13 protein-coding genes are annotated in these 14986 nt (G+C 56.1%); 5 read left to right on the forward strand and 8 right to left on the reverse strand.

The window, feature by feature from the left end:
* The first annotated feature begins 25 nt into the window (after nt 1-25).
* The gene (locus ABLV30_RS28275; protein WP_148849925.1) at nt 26-1372 is read left to right on the forward strand and encodes a carbohydrate porin; all 1347 of its coding nucleotides are present in this window, start codon (nt 26-28) and stop codon (nt 1370-1372) included.
* A gap of 110 nt (nt 1373-1482) precedes the next feature.
* Here the strand turns inward: ABLV30_RS28275 and ABLV30_RS28280 are convergent, their stop codons facing one another.
* The 6 genes from ABLV30_RS28280 to ABLV30_RS28305 all read right to left on the reverse strand — a co-directional run bounded on the left by ABLV30_RS28280 (nt 1483) and on the right by ABLV30_RS28305 (nt 7731).
* Nucleotides 1483-2610 (reverse strand): oligogalacturonate lyase family protein, encoded by a 1128-nt coding sequence (locus tag ABLV30_RS28280; RefSeq protein ID WP_148849923.1) that lies wholly within the window; start codon nt 2608-2610, stop codon nt 1483-1485.
* A gap of 70 nt (nt 2611-2680) precedes the next feature.
* Nucleotides 2681-3967, reverse strand: a complete 1287-nt coding sequence (locus ABLV30_RS28285; protein ID WP_004105307.1) for an ABC transporter substrate-binding protein — start codon at nt 3965-3967, stop codon at nt 2681-2683.
* Between the two features lie 16 nt (nt 3968-3983).
* Nucleotides 3984-5111: an ABC transporter ATP-binding protein gene (locus tag ABLV30_RS28290; RefSeq protein ID WP_014226681.1), complete on the reverse strand. Its 1128-nt coding sequence runs from the start codon at nt 5109-5111 to the stop codon at nt 3984-3986.
* A 12-nt stretch (nt 5112-5123) separates the two neighbouring features.
* The gene (locus tag ABLV30_RS28295) at nt 5124-6026 is read right to left on the reverse strand and encodes a carbohydrate ABC transporter permease (RefSeq protein ID WP_014226680.1); all 903 of its coding nucleotides are present in this window, start codon (nt 6024-6026) and stop codon (nt 5124-5126) included.
* Entirely contained in the window at nt 6019-6909 is an 891-nt protein-coding gene (locus tag ABLV30_RS28300; protein WP_014226679.1) for a sugar ABC transporter permease, read from the reverse strand. The genes ABLV30_RS28295 and ABLV30_RS28300 overlap by 8 nt, the downstream gene beginning before the upstream one ends.
* 495 nt (nt 6910-7404) lie before the next feature.
* On the reverse strand, nt 7405-7731 hold the full coding sequence (locus tag ABLV30_RS28305) for a cupin domain-containing protein (protein WP_004853896.1): 327 nt from the start codon (nt 7729-7731) through the stop codon (nt 7405-7407).
* A gap of 136 nt (nt 7732-7867) precedes the next feature.
* On the opposite strand from ABLV30_RS28305, the gene ABLV30_RS28310 reads away from it, so the two are divergent.
* Complete coding sequence (locus tag ABLV30_RS28310) at nt 7868-8560, forward strand: aspartate/glutamate racemase (protein WP_207172786.1); 693 nt, start codon at nt 7868-7870, stop codon at nt 8558-8560.
* On the opposite strand, the gene ABLV30_RS28315 is transcribed toward ABLV30_RS28310, so the two are convergent.
* Complete coding sequence (locus tag ABLV30_RS28315; RefSeq protein WP_025107408.1) at nt 8547-9473, reverse strand: LysR family transcriptional regulator; 927 nt, start codon at nt 9471-9473, stop codon at nt 8547-8549. The two genes, ABLV30_RS28310 and ABLV30_RS28315, sit on opposite strands and share 14 nt — an antisense overlap.
* Nucleotides 9474-9606: 133 nt before the next feature.
* Between ABLV30_RS28315 and lysA the strand changes: the two genes are divergently transcribed.
* On the forward strand, nt 9607-10869 hold the full coding sequence (gene lysA, locus ABLV30_RS28320; protein WP_025107409.1) for a diaminopimelate decarboxylase: 1263 nt from the start codon (nt 9607-9609) through the stop codon (nt 10867-10869).
* Nucleotides 10870-10908: 39 nt separating this feature from the next.
* Here the strand turns inward: lysA and ABLV30_RS28325 are convergent, their stop codons facing one another.
* On the reverse strand, nt 10909-11910 hold the full coding sequence (locus ABLV30_RS28325) for a LacI family DNA-binding transcriptional regulator (protein ID WP_162140818.1): 1002 nt from the start codon (nt 11908-11910) through the stop codon (nt 10909-10911).
* 303 nt (nt 11911-12213) lie between these two features.
* On the opposite strand from ABLV30_RS28325, the gene ABLV30_RS28330 reads away from it, so the two are divergent.
* Together ABLV30_RS28330 and ABLV30_RS28335 are read left to right on the forward strand one after the other, a co-directional pair.
* Nucleotides 12214-13551, forward strand: coding sequence for a PTS transporter subunit EIIC (locus tag ABLV30_RS28330; protein WP_047722968.1), 1338 nt, complete (start codon nt 12214-12216; stop codon nt 13549-13551).
* 7 nt (nt 13552-13558) lie between these two features.
* Entirely contained in the window at nt 13559-14986 is a 1428-nt protein-coding gene (locus tag ABLV30_RS28335; RefSeq protein WP_047722969.1) for a glycoside hydrolase family 1 protein, read from the forward strand.

Consider the following 14986-nt stretch of genomic DNA (forward strand, 5'->3'; position numbering starts at 1 on the left):
AACTAAATAATAAAGGGTTATTCCGATGAATAAAATCTGGGTCGGGTGTGTTCTGACGTCTTTATTTACCCCTCTGGCTAATGCACAGGCGCCGCTATCCCTTGAGGAGCGGCTGGCGCAAATGGAACAACGGCTAAAGGCGACAGAGCAGCGGGCGGCCAGCGCGGAGGCGGAAATCCGCGCGCTAAAAAAACAGGAGGCACAAGCGACGACGGTGGCCAGCGCCGCACCGGCTAAACCCGCTTTACAACTTAATGATTATGGTGAATTAAAATTCTATGGCGACGTTGAGTTTAATATGGACGGCGCCAGCCGCACCGGTAGCCTGACGTCGGTGAAAACCAGCGCCAATAAAAACTGGGCGCCGGGAGATAAAGAGCGCTGGGATATTAACGGCCGTATTCTTCTCGGCTTTGATGGATTACGCAAAGGGGCTAACGGTAAATATGCCGGATTCAGCGTGCAGCCGCTGGCGGATATGAACGGTAAAATGAATCTTGATGATGCGGCCTTTTTCTTCGGTAAGCAGGACGACTGGAAAATTAAAATAGGTCGCTTCGAAGCCTACGATATGTTCCCGCTTAATCAGGATACGTTTGTTGAATATTCCGGCAACACGGCGAACGATCTGTATAGCGACGGCTACGGCTATATTTATATGATGAAAGAGGGGCGCGGACGCAGCAGCAGCGGCGGCAACTTCCTGCTGAGTAAAAATCTCGATAACTGGTATTTTGAGGTGAATACGCTGGTGGAGGACGGCAGCTCGCTGTTTGTGGACCAGAATTATCACGGCAACGCGCTGGATAATCGTAAAAATGTGGTTTACGTGCGTCCGGTCGCGGCCTGGCAATCCGGCGCCTGGTCGGTGGCGGCGGCGATGGAGAGTAATCTTGTTAATAATGCTTACGGTTATGAGAATCAGAATGGACGTTGGGTCGACCAGTCCAGCCGCACCGGCTACGGCATGACGATGAGCTGGAACACGCTGAAAACCGATGCCGAGGACGGTGCGGTGGTGAACTTAAGCACCGCGTATCTGGACGCGGCGGACGAAAAGGATTTCAGCGCCGGTATCAATGCGTTATGGCATCGCGTGGAGCTAGGCTATATCTATGCGCATAACAAAATCGACCAGTTTAATATGTCCGGCGTCAACGCGGAGTGCGATAGCGACTGCGCGATTCTGGCTCCGGGGCGCTACGACATTCACACCATTCATACCTCATGGCATCTGCCGAATATTATGGATATGCCGAACTTTAATATTTATCTCGGGGCCTATGCGTCATGGCTCGATTCATCGGCAGCGAAAAGCGGCAATACCGATGAACGCTACGGCGCGCGGGTGCGGTTTAAATATTTCTTCTGACGGTCTTCCCGGGTCGCGGCGTAAACGCCTTACCCGGGCTACTGGATCGCAGACGGCTGTGAACATGTAGCCCGGCTAAGCACCGCGCGAGCCGGGACGTTGCCAAATCACTACACCTCCGCCAGATACAGCGCTGGCATACCCTCTTTATCGGAGGTAAACAGCACCCAGCGGTTATCCGGTGAAAATGAGGGATGCGGATGCGTCGCCTGGCGCTCGCCTTCAATCACTTTCCAGGTGGAGTCGTGGCGGCACACCGCAGTCTGCTTATCGGCGGCAATATCAAACACCCAGATAAACGGATCGTTAAGCTGTATATCGCCGGTGCTGTGCGGCGCGCCGTCGCCGACCACCAGGCTGCCATCGTGATTGCTCATCAGATGTGAGCAGGGAGGAATGGCCATCAGCTGGCGATTTTCCAGCGTTGCCGGGTCGGCGCGATACAGATAGCGATGCGGATCGTTTTCCTGATGCGCGACATAGTAAAGCGCGGAACCATCCGGCACCCAGAATTCGTGGGTAAAGCTCTCTCCCGACCGGTGCTGGCGAACCTTGCGCATATGGCTGCTGTCAGCGTTGATAAGCCACATTCGGGCATCGATAGCATCGCGCGGGCCTTCGTGGCAGAAGGCGATGGTGCCGTCATCAAACGGGCGGTAAATCGGGTGGCCGAGCCAGCGTTTTTCCTGCAATACCACGCGCTGTTCGCCGCTGTGCAGGTCGATATTAATCAGCCGGCACTCCGGCTCGGTGAAGTAGAATGCGCGGAACTTGCCCCAGTCGGTCAGCGGCTGCCAGTCGCTTTTTTTGATTTCGATACCCACCATCTGGCTGCAATCGCTATTGGCGACCCAGGTCCCGTAGGCCACCCATTGGTCATCCACCTGATACACCACCTGCTCCTCCAGCGAGGCCAGATCCACGCGGCGCAGCTGCTGGTTGTTTTTCACGTACCACAGCGACCGGTCGTCGGCGGAAAGGAAACCGCCAAAGGTGTTATCGCCCGGCCCGTCGGTGAGCTGGGTGGCCTGCTGCCCGGCGATATCGAGTAAATAGTAGTTCCAGTGGCCTTCAAACGCGCCGCCGAAAATCAGCTTGCTGCCGTCCCGGGTAAAGCATTTTTGGTAGAAGTAGTTGCGGTGGCAGATAACATGCGGTGGCGTCATCCGGATCACCTGGTGACCGGTTTCGCTGTCCTGCGTATGCAGAAAGCTCAGCGGGATGATTTTGCCTTTCATGATTCATTCACTCCTTGCTAAAAAAATACCCCGCAGCCGGAGCTGCGGGGTAGGGACCGATAACGGGTTGTTAGCGCATCGCGCGGCGCAGGATACGGTCAGACTGACGCTGGAAGTCAATTGCCGTCTCTTCTACGGTTTTCTGCCCGTAGTCGATGTACTGCAGAGAGGTGCCGAACTGGGCCACGATCTGCGGGTCATCAAAGTATGGCGACACCGAGAGTTTGGCCGGCAGGGACTGCGCCAGGCGCAGGCCTGATACCGCCGGATCGTCCTCTTTAATAGCGCCGTTTTCGGTCAGGTATTGAACCGCGACTTTGCTCAGCGGCACGCCGCGCTCAAGTCCCAGCGTCTCAACGCCTTCTTTGCTGTTCAGCAGGAAGTTGATCACCTTCGCCGCCGCTTCCGGGTTTTTGGTGGATTTACCAATGGAGAGCATCTGCGCAGGTTTAAAGAACAGACCCGCGTCGGTGGCGCCCGGCAGCATCGGATAGCTGCCCAGCTCCAGCTTCGCCGGCGGCTTCAGGTTGTCGGAGTATTTGTTAATGGTGGAGTTCCACATATAGGTCCCCGCCCACTCGCCCTGAATCCACGGCTTCATTTCATACATATTGCTCTTACCGAACGAGGCATAGTACTTGGTGTCCGGCATGACGTGGCTGTCGATAAGCTTTTTATACATCTGGAAAAATTCGACCCACTGCTCTTTGCTGTAGGAGAATTTCTTGGTTTTTTCGTCGATAGCCGGCTGGTTGTACTTCTGAATCATATATGAATTGAGCAGCGCCAGGGTGTCCTGGTGCTCCAGCACCACCGGGTAATACTGTTTACCCAGCTTGCTCTCAAAGGTTTTACCCGCCGCCATCAGCTCGTCCCAGGTTTTCGGGTACTCGACGCCGGCTTTTTTCCAGGTCTCGTCGTTGAAGTAGAACACGCGCGCGGTGACGGAAATGGGGATACCGTTAAGCTTGCCGTCCACCGTGGTGGTTTGCAGCTCTTTGGCATCAAACTGGCTCAGGTCGATTACGTCCTTCATCTTGTTGAGGTCGTAGAAGCCTTCGCCGTTTTTCGAGAAGATCGGCAGCCAGTTCCAGTTAGTTTGCATCACGTCCGGCTCCGTGCCGCCGGCGATTTGCGTGGTCAGGCGCGAAAGATGGCCGTCCCAGCCGGTATATTCCGCTTTAACGTTGATATCCGGGTTTTGTTTATGAAACTCTTCCAGCGCCTTCAGGGTCACCTGGTGACGGCCGTTGCCGCCCCACCATGACATACGCAGGTCGACATCCTTCGCCATGGAAGGTAACGCGGTAAGGCCCAAAGTTGCGGAGATTGCGGCGCTTAAAAGCACTTTTTTCATTTTAATACTCCAGGGTTCACAGAGAGATGTTCTGTTCAGTTTTGGCGTCAAAGATATGACACTTGTTGAGATCGAACTTGAAATGCACCGTGCGATGAAGCCCTTTCTCAATCATTGGCTTCGCTTCATCGGAAGGCACGCGGGCGGTCAGTTCATAATCGGCAACCTTCAGGTAGACGAAGAATTCATGGCCCATGTTTTCCACCCGCACCATTTCACCGGCGCAGGAGCCTTCAGCAAACGGTTCATCGGAGATGGAGACGAACTCCGGGCGGACGCCAAAGAACACCTGCTGGTTCTTATGGGTCTCGACCTTACTCTGCAATCTGTCGTTTAGCGGCAGCAGCCCGTCGCCAACGGTCAGATGCAGGCGACCCGCTTGCTCAACCAGCTTGCTGGGACGAATATTCATCTCCGGCGCGCCGATAAACCCGGCCACAAACATGTTTTTCGGCTTGTGATAGAGGTTGTCCGGGGTATCCACCTGCATGATATGGCCCAGCTTCATCACGCAGATGCGGTCGCCCATGGTCATCGCTTCGGTCTGATCGTGGGTAACGTACACGGTGGTCGCCGGTTTACCGGATTTCTTCAGCTGCTTATGCAGGTCGGAAATACGGATGCGCATCGAGGCGCGCAGTTTGGCGTCAAGGTTAGAGAGCGGTTCATCGAACAGGAACACATCCGGTTTCTTCACAATCGCGCGGCCAACCGCCACGCGCTGTGCCTGGCCGCCGGAGAGCTGGCGCGGCAGACGATCCAGCAGCTCTTCCAGCTCAAGGATTTTCGCCGCTTCGTTAACCTGGGCCTCAATCTGGTCTTTTGGCAGCTTGCTCAGCTTCAGGCCGAAGGCAAGGTTTTCGCGCACCGTCATATGCGGATAGAGCGCGTAGTTCTGGAAGACCATCGCGATACCGCGCGCTTTTGGCGCGAGGTTATTCACGATTTTTTCGCCAATCCGCACTTCGCCGCCGCTGATGGTTTCCAGACCGGCCAGCATGCGCAGGGTAGTGGATTTGGCGCAGCCGGACGGCCCAACGATAACCATAAACTCGCCGTCCGCGATTTTCAGATCGATACCATGTACCGCCTTGAAGCCGTTGGAGTAGACCTTTTCCAGTTTGTTGAAAATAACTTCAGCCATGATATTTCCCTCTTAACCTTTAATTCCGCTGCTGGTAACGCCCTGTACGAAGTAGCGTTGTGCCAGGAAGAACACGATGATGGACGGCAGAATGGAGATGCTCGCCATTGCCAGAATTTCGTTCCACGGAGCGCCTTCCGTGACGTCGATGGACATTTTCAGCGCCAGCGCGATGGGGTATTTATCCACGCTGTAGACGTAAATCAGCGGACCGATAAAGTCGTTCATGGACCACATGAACTGGAACAGCGCCACCGAGATAATCGCCGGTTTCAGAATCGGCACCACCACGTACCACAGCACCTGAATAGAGTTGCAGCCGTCAATCTGCGCCGCTTCTTCCATGTCGCGCGGAACGCCGCGCAGGAACTGAATCAGCATGAAGACGAAGAACCCCTGAGTGGCAAAGGCCAGCGGCAGGTACAACGGCAGATAGCTGTTCAGCATGCCCATTTCACGGAACATCAGATACTGCGGGATCAGCAGTACGGTGCTCGGCAGGAGCATGGTGGTGATCAGCGTGGCGAACCAGAATTTCTTCCACGGGATCTCGAAGCGGGCAAAGCCGTAGGCCACGATGGTGGAGGAGATAATGGTCAGCAGCACCTTCGGGATCACATACTTGAAGGTGTTCAGCATGTAGTGGCCGAAGTTGTACTCGGTGCCGGTTTTCCAGCCGTTGATAAAGCCATCCCATGTCGCGTGGGCAGGCCACAGGCTCAGGGTGGTGAAGATCTCGTGGTTTGGTTTGAACGACGCCGAGAACATCCATACCAGCGGGTAGAGCATCAGCAGGCCGACGAACAGCAGGATCACGTAGCGAATTGAGCGGCTGACTTTTTCACGACGCAGCGTCCGCGCGACTTCACGTTCGGCGATGTCCCTTGCTTCAGAGATTTGTTGGATATCAGCCATTTTTGCCTCCCTTATCGGCGGAGTAGAACACCCAATATTTTGAAGACTTAAACGCAATGGCGGCAAAGACCGCGACCACCAGGAACAGTACCCACGCCAGCGCCGCGCCGTAGCCCATATCGAAGTACTTAAAGGCGGTGTCGTAGATATAGAGCGAGAACAGATAGGTGGAGTAGGTTGGGCCGCCGCCGGTGATGACGTACGGGCCGGTAAACTCCTGGAACGCCTGAGTGGTCTGCATGATGAAGTTGAAGAAAATCACCGGCGTGATCAGCGGCACCGTGACCTTCATAAACATCTGCCATTTTGACGCGCCATCGATCATCGCCGCTTCATATTGTGATTGCGGAACGTTCTGCAGCGCCGCAAGGAAGATGACCATCGCCGAACCGAACTGCCAGACGCGCAGCAGGGTAACGGACATCAGGGCCAGCGAGGGCTCGCCGAGCCAGTTGACCGGGTCGAAGCCAAGTACGCCGATAAAGCTGTTCAGCAGGCCGTCGATAGCAAACAGCGCGCGCCACAGAACGGCGATCGCCACCGAGCTACCGAGAATGGACGGGATATAGTAGGCGGTACGGAAAAAACCGATGCCGCGCAGCTTAAAGTTGAGGACAAAAGCGATCCCCAGCGCGAAAGCCAGCTTTAACGGGATGGTTAAAAAGACATACGCAAACGTCACGCCCATCGATTTCCAGAAGAGGCCATCTTCGGTCAGCATGTAGCGATAGTTTTCGATGCCGTTAAACACCGGTGGACTCATCAAATCGTACTCAGTGAAACTGAGGAAGAAAGATGAAACAAAGGGAAAGGCGGTAAAGACTATCAACCCTATGATATAGGGGGATATCCATGCCAATCCCAGCATTCTGTTTTCATTCATACATACCTACCTGGCTTACGAGTTTGTAATACGGATTCGGGGTTACTGCCTTTCCCGCGGCCCGTGCCGCCGGAAAGTTAATGCGTTCCTGGTATGTCAGCGGTAAATCATTCCTTGTTAACGGTGCGTGTGTTGAGCGCTTTTGCGCGCTTGTCGTCCCTGGAGAACATCTGTTTTTTGATTTTGTCTTACCCGGCGTCCTGATTTTGTAAAACGCCGTTTTAATTTTATTTTATTGCTATTTATTACGGAGTCATTCGGTTGATCGCGGAAATGTGATCAAAGTCGAAACGATGTTTCAAAAAGGTGCTGGCGCGCGCATTTTGCAGGAAGCCAAGTCATAGAAAAGGATGAGCGGCAGGCGCAGTGAGGCTATTCAGGCGGGATTAATTGCTCTGCTAATCATTATGCTACGACATACTTTATGACAATTATTATTAGCGGAAAAGTTCAGAAAATGGTGGGCACGCCTGGCATGCCCTGGGGCAGGAGAAATTACTTTTGCAGAAAATCCTGACGAACGGGAGTAAAGGTATCAAGAAGCGTGCCCGGCTTCAGGCAGACGCAGCCGTGCATAATTTCCGGCTTCTTATAGAGCGTATCGCCGGCGCTGACCACGTGCTTTTCATCACCGATGGTGAACTCAAACTCGCCGGAGAGCACATAGGTGAGCTGCTCGTGCGGGTGATTATGCATCGGCCCGATAGCGCCCGCTTCGAAGTTCACTTCAACCGCCATCATCTTGCCATCGTGCGCAAGGATGCGGCGGGTGACGCCATTGCCCAGATCTTCAAGGGTGGTCTCTTTATGAAAAATAAACATCCGCTGGTCCTGTAATTAAATGAAACAATGTTTCATTTAATCTATCGCATAATCTTCTAAAAGGAAACGATCGTCGGGAGAAGTGGAAAGTCGATCACAACTTTGTTTTACTGAAAACCTCACACAAGGAGGGATGATGAAAACGATTGGTCTGTTAGGCGGCATGAGCTGGGAATCGACGATTCCTTACTACCGGCTGATTAACGAAGGTATTAAAGCGCGCCTCGGCGGCCTGCACTCCGCCAGCCTGCTGCTGCACAGCGTGGATTTCCACGAAATTGAAGCCTGCCAGTCAAGCGGCGACTGGCAGCGCGCGGGCGAGATCCTCGCCCAGGCGGCGGCCGGCCTGCAGCAGGCGGGCGCCGAGGGGATTGTCCTGTGTACCAACACCATGCATAAAGTCGCGCAGGCGATTGAAACGCGCTGCGACGTGCCGTTTTTGCATATTGCCGACGCGACCGGACGGGCGATTACCGCGAAAGGGCAGAACCGCGTTGCGCTATTAGGGACCCGCTATACCATGGAGCAGGATTTTTATCGCGGCCGCCTGCAGCAGCAGTTCGCTATCGACACGCTGATCCCGGAGGCTGAAGATCGTGAGCGGATTAACCAGATCATTTTTGATGAACTGTGCCTCGGCGTCTTTAGCGAGCATTCACGCGACTATTATCTTCAGGTCATCGAGCTCCTGGCGGAGCTGGGGGCGGAAGGGGTGATTTTCGGCTGTACCGAAATCGGCCTGCTGGTGCCGGAAGAGAGCAGCCCGCTGCCGGTGTTTGATACGGCCGCGATCCACGCGGCGGACGCGGTGGAGTTTATGCTGTCGTGAGTACCGCTTCGAGCGGCGTCAGGATACGCGACATGCTGTTTTGCAAATGCAGGGCGAAGGCATCGACCAGCGCGGAGCCGGGGCGGTGCAGCGGGCGCACCAGGCTAACGGTAAAAGGCACTTCAACGCTAAAGCGGCGTACCACCACGCCGTTCCCGGCATAATCGAGGGCGGTGAGCGGGTTAACCACCGAAATGCCGACCCCGGCTCTTACCATCGCGCAGATGGAGGCGGCGCTGTGCGTCTCCACCACCATCCGCCGTTTGACCTGATGTTCGACAAACAGGGCATCGAGCAGCTGGCGATAGCTATCGGTGCGCGACAGGCTAATGTAGTTTTCGCCGTGAAAATCCGCAGGCGTCAGCATCGGCTTAGCCGCTAACGGATGGCCCTGCGGCAGTACGCACACTTCATTCAGGGTCAGCAGCGGCGTACGCTCGGTTCCGGCGGGGGTATGCAGGGTTTCCGTCAATCCCAGATCGTGGCGCTGGGCCGACAACCACTCCTCCAGCAGCGGTGATTCCTGGGGGACAATTTGCAGGCTGACGTCCGGGTAGCGCGCTAAAAACGGCGCCAGCAGCAGCGGCAATAGCGATTGGGAGAAGACCGGCAGACAGGCTATCGACAGCTCGCCCTGGCGGAACTCGCGCAGGCTTTCTGCGGCGCTGACGATTCTGTCCAGACCGTACCAGGATCGCTGCACCTCTTCAAACAGACGTAATCCCTGAACCGTAGGCTGCAGGCGCCCGCGCGTGCGGGAGAACAGCGTCAACCCCAGCACCTTTTCAAAACGCGCCAGCTCGCGGCTGACGGTGGGCTGCGAGGTATGCAGCATGCGTGCGGCCTCGGTCAGATTGCCGGTGGTCATCACCGCATGAAAGATTTCAATATGACGCAGGTTGACGGCGGGCATGGGGGTTCCTTAAGTGGCGCAAGCCATATCATTTTTGCATAGAGTGGCAATAAAACGATATTTTTTATTGCGTACGCGCTGTGGCGTAATCGTAAAAAACAGAAATAACGCACACACAGCACCGGAGTTCCTTATGCCACACTCGCTTTACGCTACCGATACCGACCTGAGCGCAGAAAACCTGCTGCGTCTGCCCGCCGAATTCGGCTGCCCGGTTTGGGTTTACGACGCGCAGATTATCCGCCGCCAGATTGCCCAATTGAGCCAGTTCGACGTGGTGCGTTTTGCGCAGAAGGCCTGCTCCAATATCCATATTCTGCGCCTGATGCGCGAGCAGGGCGTGAAGGTGGATTCGGTGTCGCTGGGCGAGATCGAGCGCGCGCTGGCGGCCGGGTACGATCCGCATCAGCATCCGGAAGATATCGTCTTTACCGCCGATCTGATCGACGATGCAACCCTGGCGCGGGTTAAAGAGCTGCAGATCCCGGTCAACGCCGGCTCAATTGATATGCTGAGCCAGCTGGGCGAAGTCTCTCCGGGCCACCGCGTCTGGCTGCGCGTTAACCCGGGCTTCGGCCACGGCCACAGCCAAAAAACCAATACCGGCGGCGAGAACAGCAAGCACGGGATCTGGCACAGCCATTTAACGGCGGCGCTGGAAGTGATGCGTCGCTATCAGCTCCAGCTGGTGGGGATTCACATGCATATCGGTTCTGGGGTCGACTATGGTCACCTGGAACAGGTCTGCGGCGCGATGGTGCGTCAGGTTGTTGAATTCGGGCAGGATCTGCAGGCGATCTCCGCCGGCGGCGGACTGTCGATCCCGTATCACGAAGATGAAGAGGCGATCGATACCGATCACTACTTCGGCCTGTGGAACGCGGCGCGCGAGCAGATCGCTAAACATCTGGGCCATCCGGTCGCGCTTGAGATCGAACCGGGTCGCTTCCTGGTGGCGGAGTCCGGCGTGCTGGTTTCTCAGGTTCGCAGCGTGAAGGAGATGGGCAGCCGCCACTTCGTGCTGATTGACGCCGGTTTTAATGATTTGATGCGCCCGGCGATGTACGGCAGCTATCACCATATTACCGCTCTCGCCGCGGACGGCCGCGATCTGCGCGCCGCGGCGGAGGTTGAAACCGTAGTGGCCGGGCCGCTGTGCGAATCGGGCGATGTATTTACCCAGCAGGAGGGGGGGAAAGTGGAAACCCGCCTGCTGCCTGCGGTGGCGCCGGGGGATTATCTGGTGCTGCACGATACCGGCGCTTACGGCGCGTCGATGTCTTCTAACTACAACAGCCGTCCGCTGCTGCCGGAAGTGCTGTTCGACAACGGCAAAGCGCGGCTGATCCGTCGTCGCCAGACCATTGAAGAGCTGTTGTCGCTCGAGCAGCTGTAAGGTGGTGCCCGATGGCGCTTCGCTTATCGGGCCCGCTAATTATGCGTAATACGGCCCGGTGGTGACCGACTCGCGCAGCACCAGCTTGCCGGTAAACGGCGGTATGGTCTCGATCGGCTGGCCGTTGGCCAGCTTGATGGCCTGATCGATAGCGGTGGTGATCATGTTATCGATCGGCAGATAGACCGTCGATAGCCCCGGCTCCAGCCATTTCGCGCTCGGCGCGTCATCAAAACCAAACAGCGAAATATCCTGCGGGATCCGCAGCCCTGCCTGATGCAGCGCTTTCGACGCGCCCAGCGCCATATCATCGTTACAGGAAAACAGCGCGCTAAACGGCGTTTTCTCTTCCAGCAGCTCGCAGCAGAGTTCATAGCCGCGGCTCATGGTGGAGTCGCCGTATTTCACCTTCGCCGGATCCCACTTGATGCCGTGCTTCTTCAGCGCGTTGCGATAGCCTTCCAGGCGAGCTTTACCCGTCGGCGTGTGCATCGGCACGGTCAAACAGGCAATATCGCGATGGCCCTGGGCAATGAGGTACTCAACCGCCTGAAACGCCGCGTCCTGCTGTTCGAAGAACACGCAACGCTCCCGGGCCTGGCTAACGTCGCGGTTGATCACCACCAGCGGCATGGCGATAGACTCAATCAGCGACATAATCTTCTTTTCGCTCATATGGCGCGTGTAGAGCACGATGGCATCGCACTGGCGATCGGCCAGCATCTGCACTGCCTCTTCTTCACGCTCCGGCGCATCGTGGCCGTCGGTGACGATCAGCTGTTTGCCCCAGGCTTCCGTCTGGCGAGAAGCTTGCTGCAGCAGGCGGCCAAAATAGAAGCCGTCAAAGGTGGAAACCACCAGACCGATGCTGTTGCTCGTGCGGTTCGCCAGCGAGCGGGCGAGAAAGTTAGGCCGGTAGCCCAGCTCTTCCATCGCCTTAAAAACCTGTTGGCGGGTGCTCTCTTTCACCTGACCTGTGCCGTTCAACACGCGGGAAACCGTCGCTTTAGAGACGCCTGCGCGAATTGAGACATCCAGCATTGTAGCCATTCATCCGATTCCTGATATCACGTGGTGAACCGCAGTTTATCACAGACATTCAGGGGGATATGGCTTCATGGCGCGGTAAAAAACCATCGCGATCACGCTTTTACAGGAATTGATCGCAGGGAAAAGAAAATCGCAAATGCGGTATGCCAATTATCGCCTTTCTGGAATGCCAATGAACGGGTTGGGAGCTTAATCACAGAACTTATTCTCCTCAGTGGCTATTTTTTGGTATGCCAATAGGTGTTTGGCTGTACACCTGGTGCGCTAAAAGCCCTTAAACCTGAGGTATCCTCTATGGCATTGCAGGACAAACTGATCGACTCACTGGGGAGTTTCGCCACGAAATTCAACAGCTACCGCTACATCATGGCGATAAAATCCGCTTTTATTACCCTGATGCCGGTGATCATCGTCGGCGCCTTTTCGGTGCTGATCTCCAATATGGTGCTGGATCCGAAAAACGGACTCGCCAGCTTTCAGGCGCTCTCTTTTCTGGCGGCGCTGAAACCCATTACCAGCGCGATCAACTACGCCACCCTTAACTTTCTCAATATTGGCGCGGTCTTTCTTATCGGCATCGAGCTGGGGCGGATTAACGGCATCAAGAGCCTGTTCCCCGGTCTGCTGGCGGTGATCTGCTTTATCTGCGTGACGCCGACCACCGTCGAAATGATGGTCGACGGGCAAATGCATGAAGTGAAAGATGTGCTGCTGCGCCAGTTTTCCGATACCCGTAGCCTGTTCCTCGGTATGTTTATCGCCATTCTGTCGGTGGAGATCTACTGCTGGCTGGAGGGCCGCAAGGGGCTGAAGATCAAGATGCCGGATACCGTGCCGCCCAACGTATCGGCGTCGTTCTCCGCCCTGATCCCGGCCATTATCACCACCACGGTGATTGCCACCTTTGGCTTTATTTTCCATCAGGCCACCGGCATGTACCTGTATGACGCGGTCTATCAGGTGGTGCAGCAGCCGCTGGAGCGGGTGGTGCAAAGCCTGCCGGGGATCCTGCTGCTGATGTTTGTCGCGCAGCTGTTCTGGGTTATCGGTATCCACGGCAACCAGATGATCAAACCGATCCGCGAACCGCTGCTGCTGGGAGCCATCACCGTCAATATGAGCGCCTTTGAGCAGGGCAAAGAGGTGCCTAATATCATCACCATGCCGTTCTGGGACGTTTATATGAGCATCGGCGGATCGGGGCTGACGATTGGCCTGCTGATCGCGGTCATGATCGCCACCAAACGCAAAGAGATGAAAGAGATCGCCAAGCTGTCGATTGGGCCGGGTCTGTTCAATATTAACGAACCGGTGATTTTCGGCATGCCGATCATGCTCAATCCGATCCTCGCGATCCCTTTTATCATTACGCCGCTGGTGACCGGCAGCATCGGCTACTTCGCGACCGCCGCCGGCTTTGCCGGTAAAGCGGTGGTGATGGTGCCGTGGACCACCCCGCCGCTGATCAACGCCTGGCTCTCTACGGCGGGTTCGATGGGGGCGGTGGTGACGCAGCTTATCTGCATCCTGACCGCGGTGCTGATCTATCTGCCGTTCGTCAAAATAGCCTCCCGCCGCGCGGAAAACGCTCAGCGCCAGGCAGAGAACGACCAGGCCAGCCAACAGATATGAGGACACAATGACGACAGTAAAGATGGCGATCCCCCGCGACTTTATCCTCGGCGCCGCCGCTTCCGCGTGGCAAACCGAGGGCTGGAGCGGTAAGAAAGCGGGCCAGGATTCCTGGCCGGATCTCTGGTACAAGAACGACCGCCGCGTCTGGCATAACGGCTACGGCCCGGCGGTGGCGACCGATTTTATCAACCGCTTCCGCGAAGACGTGCAGTTGATGAAGCTGGCGGGGCTGACACACTACCGCACGTCGATTAACTGGTCGCGCTTTCTCACCGATTATGAAAACGTCACGGTCGATGAAGACTATGCGGCGTACTACGACCAGTTGTTCGATGAACTGCTGGCCAACGGCATCGAGCCGATGATCTGTCTTGAGCACTATGAACTCCCCGGCTATCTGCTGGAGCAGTACGGCGGCTGGGCGTCAAAAAAGGTGGTTGAGCTGTTTGTGCAGTACGCGGAGAAAGTGTTCGCCCGCTATCACCACAAAGTCACGCGCTGGTTCACCTTCAATGAACCGATCGTGGTGCAGACCCGCGTTTATCTGGATGCGCTGCGCTGGCCTTACGAGCAGAACACCGGCACCTGGATGCAGTGGAATCACCACAAGGTGCTGGCGACGGCAAAAGTGGTCCGGCTGTTTCGCGAGAAAGGCTATCGCGGCACGGTAGGCTGCATTCTTAACCCGGAGGTCACCTATCCGCGCTCAAAAGCGTCGCACGATGTACGCGCCGCCGAACGCTACGATCTGTTTTATAACCGGGTTTTCCTCGATCCGCTGGTCCACGGCCTCTACCCGCCTGAGCTACTGGCTCTGCTCGAACAGCACGGGGTCTCCTGGGATTATGACGCGGAGGAGCTGGCGATAATCCGCGACAACACCGTTGATGAGCTGGGGATTAATCTCTACTACCCGCATCGGGTTAAGGCTCCATCGCGCGCCTGGCATCCGCAGACGCCGTTCCATCCGGCTTACTACTATGAGCCCTTTGAGCTACCGGGGCGGCGGATGAACCACTCCCGCGGCTGGGAGATTTATCCGCAAATCGTTTTTGATATGGCGATGCGGATCAAGCAGGACTACCGCAATATTCCGTGGTTCGTGGCGGAAAGCGGCATGGGCGTGGAAAACGAAGGGCAGTTTCGCAATGGTGAAGGCACCATCGCCGACGACTACCGGATCCGTTTTATCAGCGAGCATCTGTGGCAAACGCTGCGCGCGCGGGAAGCAGGGGCCAACTGTCACGGCTACATGCTGTGGGCGTTTACCGACAACGTTTCGCCGATGAACGCGTTTAAAAATCGCTACGGGCTGATTGAAATCGATCTGCAAAATAATCGTGCGCGGCGGCCCAAGGCGTCCGCCAGCTGGTTCCGTAAGCTAGGCGAGAGCCGGGAATTGACGCTGGATATTGACGATGAGTGGCGCTAG

Origin of the sequence: Klebsiella sp. CN_Kp113, from assembly GCF_040064585.1 — a bacterium.
GTDB lineage: Bacteria > Pseudomonadota > Gammaproteobacteria > Enterobacterales > Enterobacteriaceae > Klebsiella > Klebsiella michiganensis.

Coding starts and splice junctions, on each gene's coding strand:
- ABLV30_RS28285 (WP_004105307.1), bottom strand. CDS start 3,967: ATGAAAAAAGTGCTTTTAAGCGCCGCAATCTCCGCAACTTTGGGCCTT.
- ABLV30_RS28310 (WP_207172786.1), top strand. CDS start 7,868: ATGAAAACGATTGGTCTGTTAGGCGGCATGAGCTGGGAATCGACGATT.
- ABLV30_RS28275 (WP_148849925.1), top strand. CDS start 26: ATGAATAAAATCTGGGTCGGGTGTGTTCTGACGTCTTTATTTACCCCT.
- ABLV30_RS28325 (WP_162140818.1), bottom strand. CDS start 11,910: ATGCTGGATGTCTCAATTCGCGCAGGCGTCTCTAAAGCGACGGTTTCC.
- lysA (WP_025107409.1), top strand. CDS start 9,607: ATGCCACACTCGCTTTACGCTACCGATACCGACCTGAGCGCAGAAAAC.
- ABLV30_RS28280 (WP_148849923.1), bottom strand. CDS start 2,610: ATGAAAGGCAAAATCATCCCGCTGAGCTTTCTGCATACGCAGGACAGC.
- ABLV30_RS28315 (WP_025107408.1), bottom strand. CDS start 9,473: ATGCCCGCCGTCAACCTGCGTCATATTGAAATCTTTCATGCGGTGATG.
- ABLV30_RS28290 (WP_014226681.1), bottom strand. CDS start 5,111: ATGGCTGAAGTTATTTTCAACAAACTGGAAAAGGTCTACTCCAACGGC.
- ABLV30_RS28295 (WP_014226680.1), bottom strand. CDS start 6,026: ATGGCTGATATCCAACAAATCTCTGAAGCAAGGGACATCGCCGAACGT.
- ABLV30_RS28330 (WP_047722968.1), top strand. CDS start 12,214: ATGGCATTGCAGGACAAACTGATCGACTCACTGGGGAGTTTCGCCACG.
- ABLV30_RS28300 (WP_014226679.1), bottom strand. CDS start 6,909: ATGAATGAAAACAGAATGCTGGGATTGGCATGGATATCCCCCTATATC.
- ABLV30_RS28335 (WP_047722969.1), top strand. CDS start 13,559: ATGACGACAGTAAAGATGGCGATCCCCCGCGACTTTATCCTCGGCGCC.
- ABLV30_RS28305 (WP_004853896.1), bottom strand. CDS start 7,731: ATGTTTATTTTTCATAAAGAGACCACCCTTGAAGATCTGGGCAATGGC.